General features: G+C 26.1%; 18 protein-coding genes and 1 pseudogene. 15 read left to right on the top strand and 4 right to left on the bottom strand.

The annotated features are described in order from the left end of the window. The first annotated feature begins 10 nt into the window (after positions 1 to 10). From BTM21_RS08975 to BTM21_RS08945, 7 genes are all read left to right on the top strand, one after another. Positions 11 to 2,446: a heavy metal translocating P-type ATPase gene (locus BTM21_RS08975; RefSeq protein ID WP_079481169.1), complete on the top strand. Its 2,436-nt coding sequence runs from the start codon at positions 11 to 13 to the stop codon at positions 2,444 to 2,446. A 42-nt stretch (positions 2,447 to 2,488) separates the two neighbouring features. After that, positions 2,489 to 2,695, top strand: coding sequence for a heavy-metal-associated domain-containing protein (locus BTM21_RS08970; RefSeq protein ID WP_021875028.1), 207 nt, complete (start codon positions 2,489 to 2,491; stop codon positions 2,693 to 2,695). A 75-nt stretch (positions 2,696 to 2,770) separates the two neighbouring features. Then, positions 2,771 to 3,211, top strand: a complete 441-nt coding sequence (locus BTM21_RS08965) for a GNAT family N-acetyltransferase (protein ID WP_021875029.1) — start codon at positions 2,771 to 2,773, stop codon at positions 3,209 to 3,211. A 106-nt stretch (positions 3,212 to 3,317) separates the two neighbouring features. Next, the gene (locus tag BTM21_RS08960; RefSeq protein ID WP_021875030.1) at positions 3,318 to 3,692 is read left to right on the top strand and encodes a GntR family transcriptional regulator; all 375 of its coding nucleotides are present in this window, start codon (positions 3,318 to 3,320) and stop codon (positions 3,690 to 3,692) included. Between the two features lie 2 nt (positions 3,693 to 3,694). After that, positions 3,695 to 4,534, top strand: a complete 840-nt coding sequence (locus BTM21_RS08955) for an ABC transporter ATP-binding protein (RefSeq protein WP_021875031.1) — start codon at positions 3,695 to 3,697, stop codon at positions 4,532 to 4,534. Further along, positions 4,527 to 5,174 (top strand): ABC-2 transporter permease, encoded by a 648-nt coding sequence (locus BTM21_RS08950; RefSeq protein ID WP_161493083.1) that lies wholly within the window; start codon positions 4,527 to 4,529, stop codon positions 5,172 to 5,174. Before BTM21_RS08955 ends, BTM21_RS08950 begins: the two co-directional genes overlap by 8 nt. 11 nt (positions 5,175 to 5,185) lie before the next feature. Continuing rightward, complete coding sequence (locus BTM21_RS08945; RefSeq protein ID WP_079481171.1) at positions 5,186 to 5,734, top strand: hypothetical protein; 549 nt, start codon at positions 5,186 to 5,188, stop codon at positions 5,732 to 5,734. Between the two features lie 157 nt (positions 5,735 to 5,891). On the opposite strand, the gene BTM21_RS08940 is transcribed toward BTM21_RS08945, so the two are convergent. Further along, on the bottom strand, positions 5,892 to 7,520 hold the full coding sequence (locus tag BTM21_RS08940) for an IS1182 family transposase (protein ID WP_096145475.1): 1,629 nt from the start codon (positions 7,518 to 7,520) through the stop codon (positions 5,892 to 5,894). A gap of 96 nt (positions 7,521 to 7,616) precedes the next feature. After that, positions 7,617 to 8,015 (bottom strand): (deoxy)nucleoside triphosphate pyrophosphohydrolase, encoded by a 399-nt coding sequence (locus tag BTM21_RS08935; RefSeq protein WP_079481172.1) that lies wholly within the window; start codon positions 8,013 to 8,015, stop codon positions 7,617 to 7,619. 220 nt (positions 8,016 to 8,235) lie between these two features. Between BTM21_RS08935 and BTM21_RS13960 the strand changes: the two genes are divergently transcribed. From BTM21_RS13960 to BTM21_RS08925, 3 genes are all read left to right on the top strand, one after another. Next, the gene (locus BTM21_RS13960) at positions 8,236 to 9,078 is read left to right on the top strand and encodes a PDC sensor domain-containing protein (RefSeq protein WP_021875033.1); all 843 of its coding nucleotides are present in this window, start codon (positions 8,236 to 8,238) and stop codon (positions 9,076 to 9,078) included. Continuing rightward, positions 9,038 to 10,291 carry a methyl-accepting chemotaxis protein gene (locus BTM21_RS13955; RefSeq protein ID WP_242944834.1) on the top strand — a complete coding sequence of 418 codons (1,254 nt, stop codon included), beginning with the start codon at positions 9,038 to 9,040 and terminating at the stop codon, positions 10,289 to 10,291. The genes BTM21_RS13960 and BTM21_RS13955 overlap by 41 nt, the downstream gene beginning before the upstream one ends. Positions 10,292 to 10,413: 122 nt before the next feature. Continuing rightward, positions 10,414 to 11,031, top strand: coding sequence for a phosphate propanoyltransferase (locus tag BTM21_RS08925; protein ID WP_021875035.1), 618 nt, complete (start codon positions 10,414 to 10,416; stop codon positions 11,029 to 11,031). Between the two features lie 216 nt (positions 11,032 to 11,247). Here the strand turns inward: BTM21_RS08925 and BTM21_RS08920 are convergent, their stop codons facing one another. Continuing rightward, a complete protein-coding gene (locus BTM21_RS08920; RefSeq protein ID WP_079481173.1) occupies positions 11,248 to 12,486 on the bottom strand; it encodes an IS256 family transposase in 1,239 nt (412 codons plus the stop codon). A gap of 133 nt (positions 12,487 to 12,619) precedes the next feature. Further along, the gene (locus tag BTM21_RS08915) at positions 12,620 to 14,098 is read right to left on the bottom strand and encodes an FAD-binding protein (RefSeq protein WP_021875036.1); all 1,479 of its coding nucleotides are present in this window, start codon (positions 14,096 to 14,098) and stop codon (positions 12,620 to 12,622) included. Positions 14,099 to 14,296: 198 nt separating this feature from the next. Here BTM21_RS08915 and BTM21_RS08910 point away from each other — a divergent pair, with 198 nt between their 5' ends. From BTM21_RS08910 to BTM21_RS08890, 5 genes and pseudogenes are all read left to right on the top strand, one after another. After that, on the top strand, positions 14,297 to 15,514 hold the full coding sequence (locus tag BTM21_RS08910) for an exonuclease SbcCD subunit D (protein WP_021875037.1): 1,218 nt from the start codon (positions 14,297 to 14,299) through the stop codon (positions 15,512 to 15,514). After that, positions 15,501 to 18,993: pseudogene (locus BTM21_RS14235) on the top strand (AAA family ATPase). The gene BTM21_RS08910 and the pseudogene BTM21_RS14235 overlap by 14 nt, the downstream one beginning before the upstream one ends. Positions 18,994 to 19,068: 75 nt before the next feature. Next, on the top strand, positions 19,069 to 19,206 hold the full coding sequence (locus BTM21_RS13950) for a response regulator (RefSeq protein ID WP_021875039.1): 138 nt from the start codon (positions 19,069 to 19,071) through the stop codon (positions 19,204 to 19,206). Between the two features lie 322 nt (positions 19,207 to 19,528). Then, on the top strand, positions 19,529 to 20,212 hold the full coding sequence (locus tag BTM21_RS08895) for a pseudouridine synthase (RefSeq protein WP_021875040.1): 684 nt from the start codon (positions 19,529 to 19,531) through the stop codon (positions 20,210 to 20,212). A 640-nt stretch (positions 20,213 to 20,852) separates the two neighbouring features. Further along, positions 20,853 to 21,932: a response regulator transcription factor gene (locus BTM21_RS08890; RefSeq protein WP_161493084.1), complete on the top strand. Its 1,080-nt coding sequence runs from the start codon at positions 20,853 to 20,855 to the stop codon at positions 21,930 to 21,932. Positions 21,933 to 22,110 lie beyond the last annotated feature (178 nt).

Raw genomic sequence — 22,110 nt, 5'->3', positions numbered from 1 at the left:
GGGAGGAGAAATGGAAAAAAAATTATTTAATATAGAAGGAATGACATGTTCAGCATGTGCAAATAGAATTGAAAGAGTACTAGGTAAACTAGATGGAATTAATGAAGCAAATGTAAATTTTGCAACAGAAACTCTAAATGTATCCTTTGATGAAAATAAATTAACAAAAGATAAAATTGAAGAAGCTATAGTTAAAGCTGGATATTCAATAAAAAAGAATATAAAAACGTCAACTTTTAAAATAGAGGGAATGACATGTTCAGCATGTGCTAATAGAGTAGAAAGAGTTACTAAAAAATTAGAAGGGGTAGAACTTTCGGCTGTGAATTTTGCAACAGAAAGCTTAACTATTTCTTATAATGAAGATATGTTAGGTTTTGGTGATATAAAAGCCGTTGTAGATAAAGCAGGATACAAGCTTATTAGAGAAGAAGAAAAGTTAAATAATGAAAAAAATAAAAAGATAGATCCATCAAAAGCTTTAATGATAAGATTTATAGCATCAATTATATTTACTATACCATTACTAGTAATAAGTATGGGACATATGGGAGGAATGTATCTTCCTAGGATTATTGATCCAATGATAAATCCATTAAATTTTGCATTAATACAAGTTGCATTAACATTGCCAGTTATGATAGTAGGATATAAATTCTACAAAGTAGGTTTGAAAAATTTATTCAAATTAAGTCCTAATATGGATTCTTTGATTTCTATGGGAACATTAGCAGCTTTTATATACGGTATATTCGCAATATATAAAATAATTAGTGGTGATTCTAGTTATGCCATGCACTTATATTTCGAATCAGCAGCAGTAATTTTAACATTAATAACTTTAGGGAAATATTTAGAGGCTATTTCAAAAGGAAAAACTTCTCAAGCTATTAAAGCATTAATGGGATTAGCGCCTAAAAATGCGACTATTATAAGGGATGATAAAGAAATAGTAGTACCTTTAGATGAAGTTATAGTTAATGACATAATTGTAGTTAAACCAGGAGAAAAATTACCAGTTGATGGTGAAGTAACAGAAGGAAATACATCTATTGATGAATCTATGCTTACAGGAGAAAGCATACCAGTAGAAAAAACTATAGGTAGTACCGTAATAGGAGCTAGTATAAATAAGACAGGTTTTATTAAATATAGAGCTACAAAGGTTGGTAAAGATACTGCTTTAGCACAAATAGTTAAATTAGTAGAAGAAGCTCAAGGTACAAAAGCACCAATAGCAAAGCTTGCAGATGTAATAGCATCATATTTTGTTCCGATAGTAATAGGACTTGCGGTGTTAGCAGCAGTATCATGGTTAATAGCTGGTGAAAGTACAGTATTCTCATTAACGATTTTTATAGCAGTTTTAGTAATAGCTTGCCCTTGCGCTTTAGGTTTAGCAACTCCAACAGCAATTATGGTTGGTACAGGTAAAGGGGCTGAAAATGGTGTTTTAATTAAAGGTGGAGAAGCTCTAGAAACTACCTATAAGTTAAACACAATAGTATTTGATAAAACAGGAACAATAACAGAAGGTAAGCCAAAGGTTACTAATATAATAACTAACAATTTAAATGAAGATGAAATTCTAACTTTGGCTGCAAGTGCAGAAAAGGGGTCAGAGCATCCTCTAGGAGAAGCTATAGTTAAAGGAGCAGAAGAAAGAGGATTAAAATTAAAAGAAATTCAAGCTTTTAATGCAATACCAGGACAGGGTATTGAAGTTGAAATTAATAATAAAAATATCCTTTTAGGAAACAAAAAATTAATGATAGAAAAGAAAATAGATATAGTGTCTATGGAAGAAAAATCAGATAGATTAGCTAATGAAGGAAAAACACCTATGTATATAACTATAGATGGTATTTTAGCAGGAATTATAGCTGTTGCAGATACTGTTAAGCCAAGTAGTAAAAAAGCAATAGAAACCCTTCATAATATGGGAATAAAAGTTGCTATGATTACAGGTGATAATAAGAAAACGGCTAAAGCAATAGCAAAAGAGGTTGGGATAGATATAGTTTTAGCGGAAGTTCTTCCAGAAGATAAAGCTAATGAAGTAAAAAAACTTCAAAATGATGGTAGCAAAGTAGGAATGGTTGGTGATGGTATAAATGACGCACCAGCATTAGTTCAAGCTGATATAGGTATAGCAATAGGCTCTGGTACAGATGTAGCCATAGAATCAGCAGATATAGTACTTATGAGAAGTGATTTAATGGATGTTCCTACAGCTATTAAATTAAGTAAGGCTACAATAAAAAATATAAAAGAGAATTTAGGTTGGGCATTTGGATATAATATACTTGGAATACCAGTAGCTATGGGAGTACTTCATATATTTGGAGGGCCACTATTAAATCCAATGATAGCAGCTGCTGCAATGAGTTTTAGTTCGGTTTCAGTACTTTTAAATGCTCTAAGACTTAGAAGATTTAAGGCTTAGATATTAAAAGGTTAATAAAATAGAGTATTAGGAGGGTTAATTATGAAAAAGAAAATTTTAATTGAAGGAATGAGTTGTAACCATTGTGTAGCTCATGTTAAAGAAGCGTTGGAAGCTTTAGAGGGAGTATCACAAGTAGATGTTAACTTGGAAGGAAAGTATGCAACTATTGAAACAGAAGTAGTTGATAATATAGTTTTAAAAGAAGCTATAGAAGAAGAAGGATATGATGTAATAAGTGTAGAATAATAAAAAAACAGTGAGTTTTAATAAGAATAAAGCTCGCTGATTTTTATTATATTAAAGGTTAGAGGAGAGAATTATATGAGATATGAAGAAATGAAAAAAGAAGACATAGAGATTTTAACAGAACTATATATAAATGCTTTTAATAGAGAGCCGTGGAATGATAAGTGGACTATAGAAACTGTAATAAAAAGATTAACACAAATGGTAAATTGTGAGGGGTTTTATGGAATGGTAGCTTATGAAGAAGATAAACCTGTAGGGGTGATTCTTGGAAATCATGAATACTACTATAATGGAATGCAATTTAATATAAAAGAGTTTTGTGTAGATACAACTATTCAAAGTAAAGGATTAGGAAGTATAGTACTAGAGGAATTTACAAGTAGATTAAAAAGTAGAGGAATAGATGAAATTACATTATTAACTACTAAATCAGAAAAGGCTGAAGGGTTCTATAAAAAAAGAGGCTTTGATAGTATAGAAAATATGGTTACAATGAGAAAAAAACTTAGGTAAAACACCTAGGTTTTATTTTTTTTAGAAAAAATCTTGACCATATATGTTAATACTGTATATACTATATATATACAGTATTAACTAAATTAAGAGAGAAGTGTAAAAAATGAAAATAGTAATTAGTAATTCATCTAAGTTACCTATTTATGAGCAAATAGTAAATGGAATAAAGCAAGGGATAATAGAGGGTGAAATAAAAGCAAATGAAAAACTTCCATCTATAAGATCTTTAGCAAAAGATTTAAATATAAGTGTAATTACAAGCAAAAGAGCTTATGATGAACTAGAAAAGCAAGGGTTTATTGAAACTGTAGGCGGAAAAGGAAGTTATGTTTCTTATTTCAACAAAGAACTTATATATGAAGAAAAGTTAAAGGAAATAGAAAATAAACTTGATGAAGTTATAAAAACTGCAAGAACAATAAAGCTTAAAAAGGAAGACGTAATTAATATTATTAATTTATTATATGAAGGAGAGTAGGTATGTTAAGGGTAGAGGGTTTAAAGAAGAAAGTGGGAGATTTTATTTTAGATGATATTTCTTTTGAATTAAAAGATGGATTTATTATGGGATTAATAGGGCCTAATGGTTCTGGAAAAACAACTTTAATAAAAAGCATCTTAGGATTATTAATTCCTTATAAAGGTAGTATTGAATTTGATGGAAAAGTTATTTTAGATGATGAAATTATGGTGAAAAATAACATAGGCTTTGTTTATGATGATTTAAATTTTTATAGTAATTTAAAAGTAAAGGATTTCGAAAAACTTATATCAAATATGTATATAAATTTTAATTCAAGTATTTTTAATGGTTATTTAGAAAGATTTAATATAAGTAAGAAGTCTATAATAGGATCTTTGTCAAAGGGAGAATCTATGCGACTTATGTTAGCGAATGCTTTATCACATAATGCAAGGTTATTAATATTAGATGAACCAACAGCAGGATTAGATTTAGCAGTAAGAAAAGATATTCTAAATATTTTACAGGAGGCTATAGAAGATGGCGATGTAAGTGTTTTATTATCAACACATATAACTTCTGATTTAGATTCAATAGCAGATTATATTACTTTCATTAATAATGGGAAATTAATTTTCTCAAGGGATATGGAAAGTATAAAAGACAAGTATAGGATAATTAGAGGAACAAAGGAAGAATTAGAAAGTAAGAATATAAACTTTATTAATATAAAGAAAACTCCTTATTTTTATGAAGGATTTTTTATTAACAACATTGATAAAGATATAGAGGAATCAGAAAGAGTGACTCTTGATGATATAATGTATCATTATTTAAAGGGGGATGGGAATGTTTAATCTAATAAAAAAGGATTTTATAAATACATTAAGGATTATATCTGTAAAATCAGTATTAATAATAATTTTTTTGAGTTTTATTTTATTACCAATGATAAATTATTATATACCACGATTTTTACCTATAGTTACAACCTACTTTATAGTAGTAAATACTTTTTATTGTGATTATGAAAATAAAAGTGATAGGTTTATTTTGAGTATGCCATTAAAAAGAGAAGATGTTATATATAGCAAGTATATTTTTTCAATAAGTATATTATTAATTACAATAATAATAACTTCTATTATAGCTAGTGAAAAATTATTTTTTTTATCAAGGTTTATAGTTATGGAGGATATATATATTTCTATTAATCTATTTTTAATAATCATGTCTATTATTTTACCTATAAGTTTTAAATATCCGTACAGAACATCAAAAATTTTAAATCCAATAATATCAATATTAGTAGGACTATTTACTTTTAAGTTTTTATCTCTTATATCAATGAAATTAAATGGATTGGAAGAGGTAGCATTTAAATGGATAGATACTAAATATATAAATTTTACAACTATAACTATATTTTTTATAGTAGTATTTATTTTTTCTATGTATGTCTCAGTAAAATTTTATAAAAAGAAAGATATAGTGTAGGTGGTGAATTTATGAATAAAAAATTTTTAATGGTCTCTATAAGTATATTCTTGAGTATAATGATATTTATAGGTTTTTCAAAAGTAATTTTAAAAGATAAAGAAAGCTGGATAAATTCATCTGAAAAATATTTCTTTAACATGAAGCCTACAATAAAATATGAAGGTTACGAAGAAGAGGACGGAAATATAAATATAAAGATTTCTTTTAAAAATAATTTTAATGGTATAGCTAGTATTGATGATTTAAAATTAAGCTTTGGTAGTAAAAAAAATTTATCAAATGGAGAGTTTTCTTTTAAAGGGTTTAATGAAGGGTGGAGAAGTGATTTTTATAATTATAAAAATGGAATTGACAGAGAAGAAGAATCCGTATATGTTTTTCAGATTCCCAAAGGAATAAAATTTGATGAGGATTATTTTGATCTAAGTTATATGAATATTAGTTACAATGTTCAGTATTTTAGATTTAGAATTGGTAGTAATGCTTTATTAGGAATGATGGGATCTACTGGGGGTTCTTTAAGCATAGAAAATACCGATAAAATATTAATGGATTAAAAAAGGGGCTGTCGCATAGCGGGTAAAAAAATCCGCTAGCGATAGCTCCTTTTCTATATTTTTATAAAATTTATTACACATTTTATAATATAAATAAACTCTATTTAAAAATAGACGCACTTTAATAAAGCTAATAAAAAAGACTTAAAAAATTTAACTATAAAGCTTCTTTTAGCTCAAATAAATGCTTACCAGTTCGGTTAGATTGTATTTTGTTATGTAATTTATTAACATTATGAGCCATAGCAATTAGGATGCTTTCTGCTAAAACATTCTTTTGACCACGACACATAAATCTTCTGAAATTCATATCATGTTTTACTTGTGCAAAAGAGCCTTCTGCTTGAATACTTCTATTTATTCTAAGTAAGATGCCTTCATCAGTAATAATTCTTTCTAAATCTTCTTTTCTTTGACGATTAAACTTTTTTGAAGTTTCAAATTTCTTAGTTCTTTCCCCAAATGGAATTTTAGAATTATTTCCTTTAATACATTTACTCTTAAAGCTACAATTACTACAGTCCTCACATGAATAAATTGTTTTTTCACTTTCATATCCTGTTTTAGATTTCTTGAACTTTATACCATTGACTTTTAGAGTCTTACCATTCTGGCAAATAAATAAATCATTCTCAGCGTCATAATCCATATTTTCTATTCTGCCAATATCATTCTTATACTTTCTTGTCTTTGATATTTCATAATTAGAAGGTTTAATAAATGCTATTTGATTATTATCCTCAATAAATGAGTAATTCTCTTCACTTTCATAGCCAGCATCAGCAACTATTTTTGAATATTTAAAATTTAGATGCCATTCCATACTTTTTAAAAAGGGTATTAATGTAGTAGTATCTGTTGGCTGTGGTCCCACAGTAAGCCACGAAATATATTCTGCATCAACACCGTGTTGTACATTATAAGCAGGTTTAAGTTGACCATTTTTCATAGCATCTTCTTTCATTCTCATAAAAGTAGCGTCATTATCTGTTTTTGAATAACTATTTCTTTCTCCGCAGGTGTATACTTTTTGGTTATATTCTTTGAATTTTGAAAGATACTCTTCAAGCTTCTCTATAGATTTTTGAAGTGGTGATTTTCTTTTACCACATCCGTGGACGAATTCAATAGTTTCAATTTTCTTTAATTCATAAAGCCTTTTCTTTAGCTTTTTTACGTGCCTCATTTGAACTTTATTTTTATAAATCAATTTAATACCATAAAGTTCTTCGCATTCTTTTACAAGGTCGGCTATTTTTGTTAATAATTTAGCCATGTTTTTTGTCACAGCTTTTTTCCAAACGAATGTATATTTATTTGCATAAGCTTCTATTTTAGTACCATCAATAAATATTGATCTGCCTGATATTTCTCCAATCTCATAAAGAAAATTAGACATTTCAGCCAATATCTTTTCAGCACATGGAGCAAAATGTAAACTTCTAAATCTTGCAAATGTTGAGTGATCCGGAGCAGATGCCCCTTCGAGTAAAAACATAAAATTTATATCTCTAAGACATGCTGTTTCTATATCTCGTGAAGAATAGAAACCATTCATATATCCATAAAGCACAATCTTTAACATGTTCGTTGGCGATACTTGATTTTCTCTTATTTTAGAATAAGTAGAATATAGGTCAGTTAAATCCATCTCCTCTACAAACTGACTTAGTAATCTCACCGAATCATTTTCTGGAATTATGCAATCTATATCAAAAGGAAGTTTTAATTGATAAAACTTTCGATTTACAGTATAATTTTGTTGTAAAATATTTTTTAGTTGCATAAAAAACATTTTACCATAAATCCTAAACTATTGAGTTTGGGATTTATTTTTTTGCATCAAAAAGGAGCTGTGCACTATTATTTAGTGCGACAGCCCCTATTTTAGTGATTTCACTAATTCTTTTACAGCAGCAACATCAGCAGGTGCCCATGTTAAGCTCTCTAGGTAATCTATAGGTAACCATAATAATTTAGCATGTTCATTAGCTTTTGGTGTACCATTTATTAATTTGCATCTTGTAACTATTAAATTAACTATAATATTTTCATATTCATGAGTATTATCATTAAAGACATCTATAAATTCAATTTGACAATCTAATTCTTCTTTAATTTCTCTAACTATTGCTTCACCAATACTTTCGCCCTCTTCAATTTTACCACCAGGAAATTCCCAAAACTTAGGTAATACCATATCTTTTGAGCGTAAAGCGCAAAGAATTTCTTTATTATTATTTTCAATTATTGCTCCAACTACTGTTACTAACTTTTTCATTATTTATATCACCTCTGAATTTATATTATCACAAATTAATAATTAATAGTAAATAATTTACTAAGAAACTATGTCTTATTTAAAAAAATAATAAATAAAATTAAAACTAAAAAAAAGTAAATTTTAATTAATATGGTACGAAAGTATTATAGAGAAGCATATTTTTTAAATTTTGTGAAATATCATATTTTTGATTTAGAAAGGGGAGGTTGATGAAGATATGAAAAAAGAACATATTAATAGAAGTAAAAGTAAAAATATTTTAAAGTCAATCCAAGGCAAATTAATATTAATAGTTGGTGCAATATTAATATTTAGCTCAATAATAACAAGTAGATTTACATTTAATGCTATGGAAAAGAAGCAATATGAGCAAATATTACTTACATTAAAAGCTGATGTAACTGGAATATCAAATACTCTAGAAGAAAAAATGAGAAATGAAGCTATAGAGGTTAATGGATATATTTTTCATGACGATTTTATTAATTTTATAAAAGTAGATATTAAAGATTTAAAAAATAAGAAACCATCTTCAATAGAAACACAAAACAAGCTAAGTAATATTTTAACTAAGGATATTAAAAGCGGATATATAGAAAATGAATATATAGTAAATAAAGATGGTATAGTTGTTTTAGCTGGTGATAAGTCTGCCTTATTAGCAGATGTATCAAATAGAGAGTATTTTATTAACACAAAAAATGGAGAAGATATATATTATTCAGACGTAATTAAATCAAATGAAACAGGCAATTATATTAATGTTGTAGCTAAAAGAATGAATGATGAAAATGGAAATTTTTTGGGAACAATTTGCAAAGATGTAATTGCAGATGGATATGACTCATTATTAAGTCAATATAATCATGAAAGATACGAAGTATTTTTAACTGATAAAAGTGGAAATATTCTTTATAGTAAGGATAAAAATATTATAGGAAATATTACAGGAATAGATGAAATAGATAAGGGTTCTAATGAGAAATCTAACGAAATTACTCAAATTGATTTTACATATAATGGAGAAGAAAAAAATTGCTTTAACTACAGTAATACCTGAACTTGGATGGCATGTCTATTCAACTGGATATGTAGATGATATAAAAAATACAATAAGTGAAGCATTTAATTCAACTAGAATTATCGGAATAATAATATTAATAATAGCTTTAATAATTATGTATTTTGTATCAAAGAAGCTTACAGAACCAATAAAAAAACTTACTAGAAGCATGGAGGATATTTCAAAAGGTGATTTAAGCATTAGAATTAACGATATTAGTACAAAGGATGAAATTGAAGAATTAGCGCATCAAATTAATAAGACCGTAGAGAGTCTAGGAAGTATATTAAAAGATATAGATAAATCAATTATTACAGTTAATGAACAATCACAAAATTTATCAGCAGTAAATGAAGAAGTTTCAGCATCTAATCATGAAATAACTCAAGCTATGAGTGGTATATCTCAAAAAACATATAATGTAGCACAACAAGCACAAGAAACAGAAAGTCAAACTAAGGATTTAGAGGAAGCTATAAATAGTCTTGAAAATAATAATAAATTAATGATTAATGCTAATAATGAGGTAGTGACTTCTTTAAATGAAAGTAACGAAAAAATAGGAGTGTTAATTGATTCAAAGAAGGAATCTATTGAAAGTTTTAATGAATTAAAAGAAACTATTGAAAAGTTATTTAGTGGAATAAATAATATATCTAATTTCTTAGGAATTATCAAAAATATTGCGGAACAAACTAATCTTTTATCATTAAATGCCGCTATCGAAGCAGCAAGAGCAGGGGAAGCTGGTAGAGGATTTGCAGTTATTTCAGATGAAATAAGGAGTTTATCAAATGAAACTCAAAAGGCAACAGATAATATTGGTTCAATTATACAATCTATTGACTTATTAGTTAATAATACAAGAAATACTTTAATAACAACTGAAAAAATGAGTGATGAAGAAAAGAAAAACTTTGAACTAATGGAAGATGCTTTTAGTAAAATGCATGGTGTTTTAAATAAAATGGTTGAAACTACAAAAGAAATAGGCAATGATGTAAATATTGTAAATGATAAAAAAGAAAAAGTATTAACAGCGATTTCAGAAGTAGCTAGTTCAACAGAACAAATAGCAGCTATAACAGAAGAGGTTAATGCATCAGTAACAGAGCAAGAAGCTACTTTTTCAATAGTAAATAAAAGTGCTGAAGAATTACAATACATGGCGGAGGACGTAAAAAAGAATATAGACGTATTTAAATTATAGAATATAGTAAAAGAACTTCAATATAAAATTATTGAGGTTCTTTTTTATTTTGTTAAAAGCATATTAATTATAGAGGTTAATTTTAGTAGACAACTAAGAAGTGCATGAAAGGGTGACTGTAAATGAACAAAAATTTAAATAACAATTATGAGGAATTACTTAAGAGGGAGATTCCGGTAGGGGTATCTAATAGGCATATACATCTAAGCCAAGAAGATTTAGATGCTCTTTTTGGCAAAGGATACAAATTAACAGAAATGAAAAATTTAAAACAACCTGGTCAGTTTGCAGCAAAAGAAACAGTATATATAGCAGGACCTAAAGGATGTATTTTTAATGTGAGAGTTCTTGGGCCAGTTAGAAAATCAAGTCAAGTAGAAATTTCAAAAACAGATAGCTTTATATTAGGTATAAAAAACTGTCCTCTTAGAGAGTCTGGAGACTTAAAAGGATCAGAAAAAATATGCGTTATTGGACCAAAAGGAAATATTATTTTAAAAGAAAATGTAATAATAGCTAAAAGACATATTCATATGAATTCAAATGAAGCTAAGGGATTCAATGTTAAAAATGGAGAAAGTGTTAATGTAATAACATTAGGAGATAGAAAGACTATTTTTGGAGATGTTGTTGTAAGGGTAAATGATAGTTATAAGTTAGAATTGCATTTAGATACAGATGAGGCTAATGCAGCAAGTTTATCTTCAAATGATAGTGTTAAAATGATAGAGTTAAAGTAATTTAACAAATAAAAAATCTTCAAATAATAAAATGTTTGAGAGAGAATAGATAATTCTGTGTAATTATCATTTTTATTATTTTAACATTACTGGAAATTTTCATTTCCAGTAATATTTTTTTATATTTAAGAAATACTAATAATGTTTCTTATTACCTTTTTTAGTATTTCAAAAAAATCTAATAGTATGCATATAATTTATAAAAAGTACAAGCTTTTAAGCTAATTCATCTTTTAATTGATCTTCAAATATTATTGATAGCTCCGCTAGCGTAGCACCCCAATTATGTATAGGTTGAGTCCATTTTTCTAGTATCTCCATTGTTGCTAAGTAAACACACTTATTTAAAGATTCATCAGTTGGGAATATGACTCTAACTTTAGTGAATTTACGTATTTGACGATTAAAACCCTCTAAGATATTTGTAGTATAAATCATCTTTCTTATAGTTGGAGAGAAGTCAAAAAATGTTGAAAGGTTACTCCAATTGTTATACCAGGAATCTATTACTATTCCATATTTATCTCCCCATCTCTCCTTTAAATTATCTAGCTGTGCTAACGCAAGTTCCTCTGTTGTAGCCTTATAAACCTCCTTCAAATCTTTCATAAATGCTTTTTTATCTTTTGAAGCTATGTATTTTATTGAATTTCTTATTTGATGAACAATACATGTTTGAATATTTACTGATGGAAATACTGTTTTTATAGCTTGTGGAAGACCTTTTAATCCATCCATACAAGCAATTAAAATTTCTTTTACACCTCTATTTTTTAAATCATTGCAAATTCCTAACCAGAATTTAGCACCTTCTGCTTCATCAACCCATATACCTAAAATATCTTTATATCCTTCCATAGTGTATCCTAAGCATATATAGACAGCCTTGTTAACTATCTTTCCATTACTTCTAACTTTAAAGTACATAGCATCTAAATAAACTATTGGATATATTTTATCTAATACTCTATTTTGCCATTCGGCGGCGCTAGCAAGCACTTTATCAGTTATTTTAGATACCATCGATGGTGATATAGTTATTCCATATAAGTCTTCAATTTCAGCCTGAATATCAGATGTTGACATACCTTTAGCATATAAAGATATAATCTTTTTATCTAACTCAGTATACACAGTTTCATATTTTTTTATAATTTGTGGCTCAAATTCAGCATTTCTATCACGGGGTACGTCTAGGTCGACGTCACCGAAGGAACTTCTTAAATTCTTGCGACTATAACCATTCCTGTAGTTCTTCTTAGTTTGATCAACTGCTTCTACACGTTCATATTTATTTCTTCCTAGATGTTCTTCCATTTCACCTTCTAATATATTTTCAAGGACATCTTTAACTAATCTTTGTATTAATCCGTTTTTACCCATTACATCATCGATTGTTTTACATCTTTTAATTTCCTCATTGTAATCAAAGTTGGTATCAATTTTTCTTGTCATAATAATTCCTCCTAATTTATATAGTATATTATTCCAAAACTTCCAACTGTTAATACAAAAAAACAGTAGATAGTTTTATTTTTACACAAAACTATCTACTGTCTCATGTTTGAAGATTTTTGGGTTCATAGAGTTATTTTATGCTATTTAGATATAGTAAAGAAAAATTCAAATAACTTTCAAGTATTGAGTTATTAGTTAGAGAGAGTTTAAGATTTTTAAATTCTCTCATAAGTGAAGTTATTGTTTTTTTAGCCTTTTGTATGCTTTTATCGTCTTTTAATATAGAGGCTTCAAGATAAAGAGTTTTTCTGATATTAAATAAAATATTATTAAACTCAATAATATCTTTTTCATTAATTTCAATATTAGAATTAATATCAATGTTAAAATCTTCAAATTCATGAGACTTACAATATTCACTAGCATTTTTTCCAGCAATTGCACCAAAAACTAAAGCATTGGAAGTAGATAATCCACCTATTCGATCAGCTCCGTGAACACCTCCAGTTGCTTCACCACAAGCAAATATTCCCTTAACAGTAGTAGAAGCATTTTCATCTATTTTAAGTCCACCATTACAGGCATGAGCAAAAGGCGCTATATGAATTTTATCTTTTATATTTTTATTAGATTCCTTAAGCCATTTAAAATAATTATATATTAAAGTATCATCTATGTTTTCTATATTCTTTGGGTATTCAAAATAAACACTGTCATTATCCTTTTTATAATATTGAAATATTTTTTTATCAATAATATTAGATTTAAGTCTACTTGTAAAAGGTCCATAAGTAGATCTTTCTTTTAATAATTCATCAATAGAAGATAAATCTTTTAGTATATTATTACCATCTCTATCTTTTAAAGTGATATAATTAAAAACCCGTTCATTAAAAACTGTTTTATATAAAGGATTAATATATGCTGGTATAAATTGAATAAGATCTAAATTTATAAGCTCACAACCATTTTTATATGCTAAATATTGAATTATTGGGGAGTTAAGTTCAAGAGAAAAATTATGTTGGAACAAACAAGTATATCCTCCAGAGGCTATAATTATAGTTTTTGATTTCAATAGCTCTAAAAATCCATTACTATTTTCAACTAATACTCCTTTAGAATTATCTTTTATATTATAAATATTAATTACTTTAGTTTTACAAAATACAGTTAAATTCTTATTATCTAACATTTCAGAAAAGCTTTTTTTGGCACTTGAAAAGTCGAAACCAAGCCATCTTCTTTTATTAGAATCAAAGCAAGGAATAACTCCTTCAGGATCAACACTTCTTTTGAATTTGATTCCTTCTTTTAAAAGTAAATCTAATTCATCATTAACTTTATCTACTAAGATTGAACTAAGTTTAGGATTTGATCTATTACAACCAACTTTAAGTATATTTTCTAATAAATCTTTTTTATCATTCTCATTTTTAGGACCTATCATACCAAGACCCCAAGTTCCAGGATAAAAACTAGATCCAGAGCAAAATTCTTTAGAGGTTATCATACAAACTTTTAAATTGTTTTTTAAAAGTTCTTGAGTGGAACGCAATCCTCCAAGACCAGATCCAATTACAATTACGTCAAATACTTTATCACTCATAAAAACACCCTTTCAATTATGAAATAATTATTAATTAAATATTCTATTTATAAGGAGGTGAATCCTTTAAATTTAAAGTTTTATTTACAAATAATACTAAAGGGATTTATCTATTAATGATATAATATTTATAAAAAAGATAATTTTATATTAGAAAAGTAGTTTATTTATATATATATCAATAATAGGAGGAATAAAATGAGAATATTACATACAGCTGATTGGCATTTAGGAAAAAATCTAGAGGGCAATAGTAGAATGGATGAGCAAGAAGAATTTTTAGAAGACTTTGTTAAAATAGTTCAGGAAAATAATGTAGATTTAATAATTATTGCAGGTGATATTTATGATACAAGTAATCCACCTGCTAGAGCAGAAAAAATGTTTTATGATACATTAAAAAAGTTATCAAAAGATGGAGAAAGACTTACATTAGTTATTGCTGGAAACCATGATAATCCAGAAAGATTAGTTGCTGCAGGACCATTAGCTATGGAACATGGAATTATAATGGTAGGAACACCTAAAACTATAATTCAATCTGGAGATTATGGGAAACACAAAGTTTTAAATTCAGGTGAAGGTTTTATTGAGATAGAAATAAATAATGAGAAGGCAGTTATATTAACTGTAGCATATCCAAGTGAAAAAAGATTAAATGAAGTACTGTATGGAGAAATGGATAGTGATGAAGAAAAAGTAAAATCTTATGGGGATAGAATTCGTTCATTATTTAATTCACTTAAAGAAAATTATAGAGAGGATACTATAAATCTTATAGTATCACACTTATTTGTTATGAAAAGTGAAGAAAGTGGGTCAGAAAGAAGTATTCAATTAGGGGGAAGTTATATTGTAGATGGAAGTTGTTTCCCTGATGAAGCACAGTATATTGCTTTAGGTCATGTTCATAAGCCACAGATAGTTCCAGGTACAGAAAAAAGAGCTAGATATTCTGGATCACCATTACATTACAATAAAAAGGAAATTAATTTTACTAAGAAATGTTTTATTGTTGATGTTAAGGCTGGAGAAGAAAGCAAAATAAGTGAAGTTGATTTCAAAGTATATAAGCCAATAGAAATTTGGAGATGTAAAAGTATAGAAGAGGCAATAAATAAATGTGAAGAAAATAAAGATAGAAACTGCTGGGTATATTTAGAAGTAGCTACTGATAGATATATTAGAGAAGACGAAATAAAACAGATGAAAGATATAAAAAGTGACATACTTGAGATAATACCTAAATTAAATGGAATTGAAGAAAATGATGATGAAATGAATATATCAGAAAAATCTTTTCAAGATATATTTAAAGAGTTTTACAGAAAAGAAAGAGGAGTAGAAGCAGATGATGAAGTTATAGAATTACTTTTATCTATAGTAGAGGGAGGAGAAGAAGATGAAACCAATTAAACTTAAAATAAAGGGATTAAATAGTTTTATAGAAGAACAAACAATAGACTTTAATAAATTGACTGATAGAGGTTTTTTTGGGATTTTTGGACCAACTGGAAGTGGAAAATCAACTATATTAGATGGGATAACTTTAGCTTTATATGGAGAAGTATCTAGAAAGAGTTCTAATTATATTAATACTAATTGTGACAAATTGAATGTAAGTTTTGAATTTCAGATATCAGGTTCAGAAGTGAAAAAATATTTAGTAGTCAGAGAATTTAAAAGAGATAAAAAAACAGGAAACCCCATATCTGGAAAATGTAAAATAATTGATATTACTAATGAGGAAGAAATAATCTTAGCTGATAAAGTAAAAAGTGTTACTGAAAAATGCAAAGAAATAATAGGATTAAGCTTAGAAGATTTTACTAGAACCGTAGTTTTACCACAAGGAAAATTTTCAGAGTTTTTAAAGTTAGAGGGTAAAAGTAGAAGAGAAATGCTTGAAAGGTTATTTAATCTACAACAATATGGTGATAATTTATCAAGAAAGCTTTCAAGAGAAATAAATAAAGAAAAGACTGAAAATAGTGTGCTTTTAGGACAACTAATGGGATATGAGGATATAAGCGAAGAAAAGAAAAATGAAAAAAGTGAAGAATTAAAAACAAGCATAGAAAACTTAGATAGTGTTAGTAATGAATTAAAATTTATAGAGGATAAATTTAAAGAAAACCAAGAACTTTGGAATTTACAGTTAGAGATTAATGAATATAAGAATAAAGAAGAACAACTTATTTCTAAAGCAGAAGATATTGAAAGAATTAAGAAGGTTATAAAATTAGGAGAATCAGCACTTAAAGTAAATCCGTATATTTTGACATATGAAGATATTATAAGGAATATAGAAGTTACAGAAAAAGAATTAAAAGAATGTATGTCAAACTTAGAGAATATTAAAGAAAAAAATTAAATATAGAAGAAGAATGGAATAATGCTCGATTAAAAAAAGATAAAGAATTACCTGAGTATAAAATAAGAGAACAAAAAGTTAAAGATGCTTTAGAAGATAGAAGAATTTTAATAAATTTAGAAAAAGAAATAGAATCATTAGAAAATAAAGTTAAAGATTTAGAAAAAAATCAAGAATTAAATAATAAGAATTTAATTACTATCGAAGGTAGAATAGAGAAAGGAAATATAGTTGTAGAAGAGGAAGAAAAACGTAGAGATAGCCTAAAAATAGATAATGAATTTAAAAATGAAGTTCAAAAAGGATTACTCATTACTAATAGTTATGAAGATATATTAAAAAGAGAGAAAGATATTAAAATTAAAATTGAAAAGATTAATAATGGCATAAAAATTAATAATGAAAGTGAAATAAAGATAAAAAATCAATTAGATGAAAAAAAGAAATCTTTAGGAGAAAATGAAAAAAATTTAGAAGAATTAATAAAAAATTGCCCGGGAAATCAAAATGATTTATTAGAATTGCAAAAGTTAAACTCTGAAAGTAAGAAAGCTTGGGAAAATTTTAATAAATATAATGAAGAAATAGATAAGTATAAGAAAGATGTAATAAATTATGATATTTTCTTAAAAGAAAATAGAGAGAGGCATATTAAATTAAAAGAAGAAATAGAAGTTTTAAAGGCTGATGTTAAAGAATTACAGATAGAAAATTTGGCAAATACCTTAAGAAAAGATCTAAATGAAGGTAAAGCTTGTCCGGTTTGCGGATCAGTAGAACATCATAAAGAAAATTTAAAACATGTAGAATTAAAAGATGTTAAAGCTTTAGAAAAAAGCATTGAAGAAAAAGAAAAAACACTTAATGAGCTTCAATATGAAATTACAAAAGTAGAAACAAATAAGAAAATAACTGAGGAGAGACTAGAAGAAAATAAAAAATCAATATTAGATTTAGGGGAAGACTTTAAGAAATATTCAGTAGAACAACTAGAAAAAAAGTTTATAGAGTTGGAAAAGAATATTAATAACTATAATATTCAAAAAGAAAATCTAGAAAAATTAGTAACCATATTCAAAGAAGAATATCATAGTTTAGATACAAAATATAAACAAATTGAAGCAAGAACTGAAGAAGGAAAGAAACAGTTAAATAATTTAAAAGAAGAATATGAAGAAGTAGTAAAAATATTAAAAGATAATGAAAGTAAATTAAATAATATAAAAGATAAAACTAATGTAATTGATTTTAAAGCTAAAAATGATGAGATAATTAATAAAGAAAAGAAAGAGAAGAAGCCGAAATAAATATTAAGAAATATAGAGAAAAGATAGAGGAATTAATTACTAAAAAAGATACATTAGTTAATACTTTAAATAATATAAGAGAAAGTTTAGCTAGAGAAAAATCAATATTACAAGAAAAAGATAAAAATAGAAATGAAAAAATTCTACAGATAAAAAATAAAATTGGAGATGTTGATAATATAGAAAATTTGTTAACGCATATTCAAGAAGAAATGAAAAAAATTGAAAATAATTTTATTAATATTGAAAAATTAAAAGAAGAAATAGAAAAGAATTATCAAAAATATAATGATATGATAATTAGTCTTAATACTAAAAATAGTGAGCTTCATAAGAACAGAGATAGAGATAAAGAAAAATTAGATTCAATATTAAAAGAAGAAAGTTTTTCAAGTATTGAAGAAGTAAGAAATAATATTATAAATAAAAATAAAATAAATGATTTTAAAATAGAAATTGAAAAATATAATGATGAATTATCAAAAGTTAAAGGTACTATAGAAAATTTAATTAAGAAAATTAACAATAGAGTTTTAACAGAAGAACAATGGGAAAAAATTAAACAAGAAAAAGATTTAAAGAAAAAACAAGTTGAAGAATTGAGTAAAATAAAAATTAAAGTTGAAGAAGAGTTTAAAAATATAGAAAATAAAATAAAAGAGCTTGAAGGCTTACTAAAGCAAAAAGAAAAAGTTGAGCATAAGTTAGCGTTATTAAATGACTTAGATAAATTATTTAAAGGTAAGAAATTTGTAGAGTTTGTTGCAGCAACTAGATTAAAATATGTTTCTATTGAAGCATCTAAACGCCTTAAAGATATAACTAATGGTAATTATGCTTTAGAAGTAGATGAAAATGGGAAATTTATAATTAGAGATTATAAAAATGGTGGAGCAGAAAGAGATGCATCAACACTTTCAGGTGGAGAGACATTTATTGCTTCATTAGCATTAGCATTGGCTTTATCAACAGAAATCCAATTAAAAGGAACAGCTCCATTAGAGTTATTCTTCTTAGATGAAGGGTTTGGAACATTAGATGATAATTTATTAGACATTGTTATGAGTTCATTAGAAAAAATACACAATGACAAATTAAAAGTAGGAATAATAAGTCACGTAGAGACAATAAAAAATAGAGTCCCAGTAAAATTAATATTAACACCAGCTGAATCAGGTAAGGGTGGAAGTAAAGTTAAAATAGAGAGAACTTAAATTGTGATATAATTTAATAAAAATTAAAAATAGTACAGTAAAATGTACTATTTTTTTATAGGGTAGGGGGATAAGATGAATAATAAAATTTATATTATAAAAGATGAAGAAAAAATCAGGTTAGAATTAAGCACTTTTTTGAATAGATATGGATATGAAACAAAATATTCTTTAGATTTTGAAAATGTTGTTGAGGAAGTTCATCCATTATAAGAAGAACTTATAAAAATAATGAAGTTGATATATTTAATTATATGGATTTAAAATATAATTTGGCTACAAGTGAGGTAGAGTTTAAGGAAGAAGCTTTAAGAGATAGGGGCTATAGGTTATCTACAAACTAAGAGAGGACAAGGGTATATTTTATAGCAACGTATCTTTGAGCAAAGAAAAATATAAGCCAAAATTAATTTAGATAAAAAACTTAGATTATTAGATAGTCTGAGTTTTTTTGTATACATAGTTGTAAATTTAAGATTAGTTAAGTAAAATATTTTAAAGAGATTGAGACATATTGAAAGGATAAAGATTTTACATGCGAATAAATAAACTTCTTAGTAATTTAGGATTTTGTTCAAGAAAAGAAGCAAATAGATTTATTGAGGAAAAAAGAATAACTGTAAATGGAAAGTTGTGTGTGCCAGGTCAATGGGTTGAAGAAGAAGATAATATTTTTATTGATAATAAACCTATACCAATAAAAGATAAGGTTTATATTGTATTGAATAAACCTATAGGGATAACATGCACAGCAGCAAGAGATGTTAAAAGTAATATAATTGATTTTATAAATTATCCAGAATATATATTTCCAGTAGGGAGATTAGATAAAGATTCACAAGGATTAATATTAATGACTAATGACGGAGAATTAGCAAATAAAATTTTAGAATCAGAAAACAATCATGAAAAAGAATATATAGTAACTGTAGATAAAAATTTTGACGATGATTTTATTAAGGGTATGGCTTCAGGTGTTGAAGTTTGCAATACTATAACAAGACCTTGTGTAGTTGAAAGAATTTCAGAAAACACTTTTAAAATTATATTAACTCAAGGATTAAATAGACAAATTCGAAGAATGAGCAAGTTTTTTGGATACAATGTAATAAGATTAGAACGTATTAGAATTATGAATATAAGATTAGATGAATTAGAAATAGGAAAGTGGCGTAATTTATCTAAAGAAGAAATATTACAGTTAAAAAAATACACTTAATAGAAATGAAGACATAATTAATAAGATGGCTAAATTTTTTATTAAAAAATTTAATTATATGTACATTTTCATTTTTTAATAATTGTAAAAAATATTAAAAAACTGTAAATACAAAAAAAACTAGGTAGAAACTAAAAAAAATACATTTATAAAAATTATATGCTTAGATATTATAATAATAAATGCATATAATTTTAGTTAAAAATAAAATTATAGTGGGGTGCGTATTAATAGCTAATTATATTAAAATAGCTATTTTAATATACCTCACTTTTTATGATTGAAAAGTTGATATATGGAAATGATTATATATAGAGCATTAAAATAGAAAATAGGCAATAAAATTAGCTATAAAAGATAAAATTATAAATAATAGGATGTTTTTTATAATTAAATTATTTGGTAATAGCAATAATAATTATGCCAGGATATGAAGATATATTCAATATAATATATATTAAGTTAAAAATAAATGCTCATGAAACATTAATTAGAGTTTTAATATATAATTTATTTTCCAGTGCAAAAGATACAAAAGCATAACGGTGAAATATGGATAGAATCTGAATTTAATAAAGGAACAATAGTGTATTTTTCGTTATTACAAGTAAATTAATTATACTAAGTATAGGTGATGAAAATGTTTAATGTAATGGTTGTAGATGATTTACCAATAATGAGAAAGGACATAATAAGAAAAAAAATCTGGGGAGAGAAAACGGGGTTTAGGGTAGTAAGTGAAGCTTCAGATGGAGAAGAGGCATTAACTAAAATAAGAGATAATAAAATAGATTTAATAATAACAGATATAAAAATGCCAAATATAGATGGAGTAACTTTATTAAAAAAAATTAAAGAAGCGAGATTATCTATTTGTGTAATATTATTAAGTGAATATAGTGAATTTAAATATGCAAGAGAAGGAATTATTTTTGGAGCGTTTGATTATCTTACAAAACCAATAAATGAAAAAGAACTAGAAGAAGCTTTAATACGAGCAAATAAATTTTTAGTTGAACAGCGTAGAAAAGAAGAAAAAATTAGTAAAATAGATAAGCTAATCAAAGAGGATGAAATTAGTGAAATCTTAGAATATATAAGAGAAGGAAATGATTTAGTATTTAATAAAATTGATGATATTATCAATAATGCATTAGAAGAAAATATTTTTAAATCGGATTCTGATAAGTATATCGTAAAAAAAGTTTCAGATGAAATACTCTATAATGTAGTATTAGAATATAGATGGTATAATAAGTTTGTTAATATAAAAAATTGGAAAAAGAGCGATGAATTTAGAAGTGATGATATACAAACAATAAGAAATTATTTAAAGGAAATTATCAATAAATTAATGATTGATATAGCTAAATATAAGTTTGGTTATTTAAATAATAAAAGAGTAGAGGAAATCTGTACTATTATAATAGAAAATATAGAAAACAATATTTCATTAGAGCTAATATGTAATAAGATGAATATGAATAAAAGTTATATAAGTCATTTTTTTAGGAAAACAACTGGGAAAACTATAGTTGAACATATGACTTTTTTAAAAATGGAAAGAGCTAAAAACTTATTATTAAATGCAGAAATAAAGGTATATGAAGTTAGTTATAAATTAGATTATAATGATGTAGAATATTTTAGTAGAACCTTTAAAAAATACATAGGGGTTTCCCCAAAAGAATATAAAACTCAAAAGGAAAATAAAAAATAAATGCTAAGCTAGAGACTGTAAATTATCAGTCTCTAGCTTTTTTACAAACATTATTATTTATAATAATAAATGCGAAAAAAAACAGGGATATAAGTAGAAATAAATCATTAATTACAAGACGGATATGATATAAGATTTAGTTATAAAAAGGGGAGATTTTTAGTAGATATTGAGAAAT

The sequence above is a fragment of the Clostridium chauvoei genome (assembly GCF_002327185.1).
Taxonomy (GTDB): domain Bacteria; phylum Bacillota; class Clostridia; order Clostridiales; family Clostridiaceae; genus Clostridium; species Clostridium chauvoei.
This window is presented reverse-complemented; position numbering and strand designations above follow the sequence as displayed.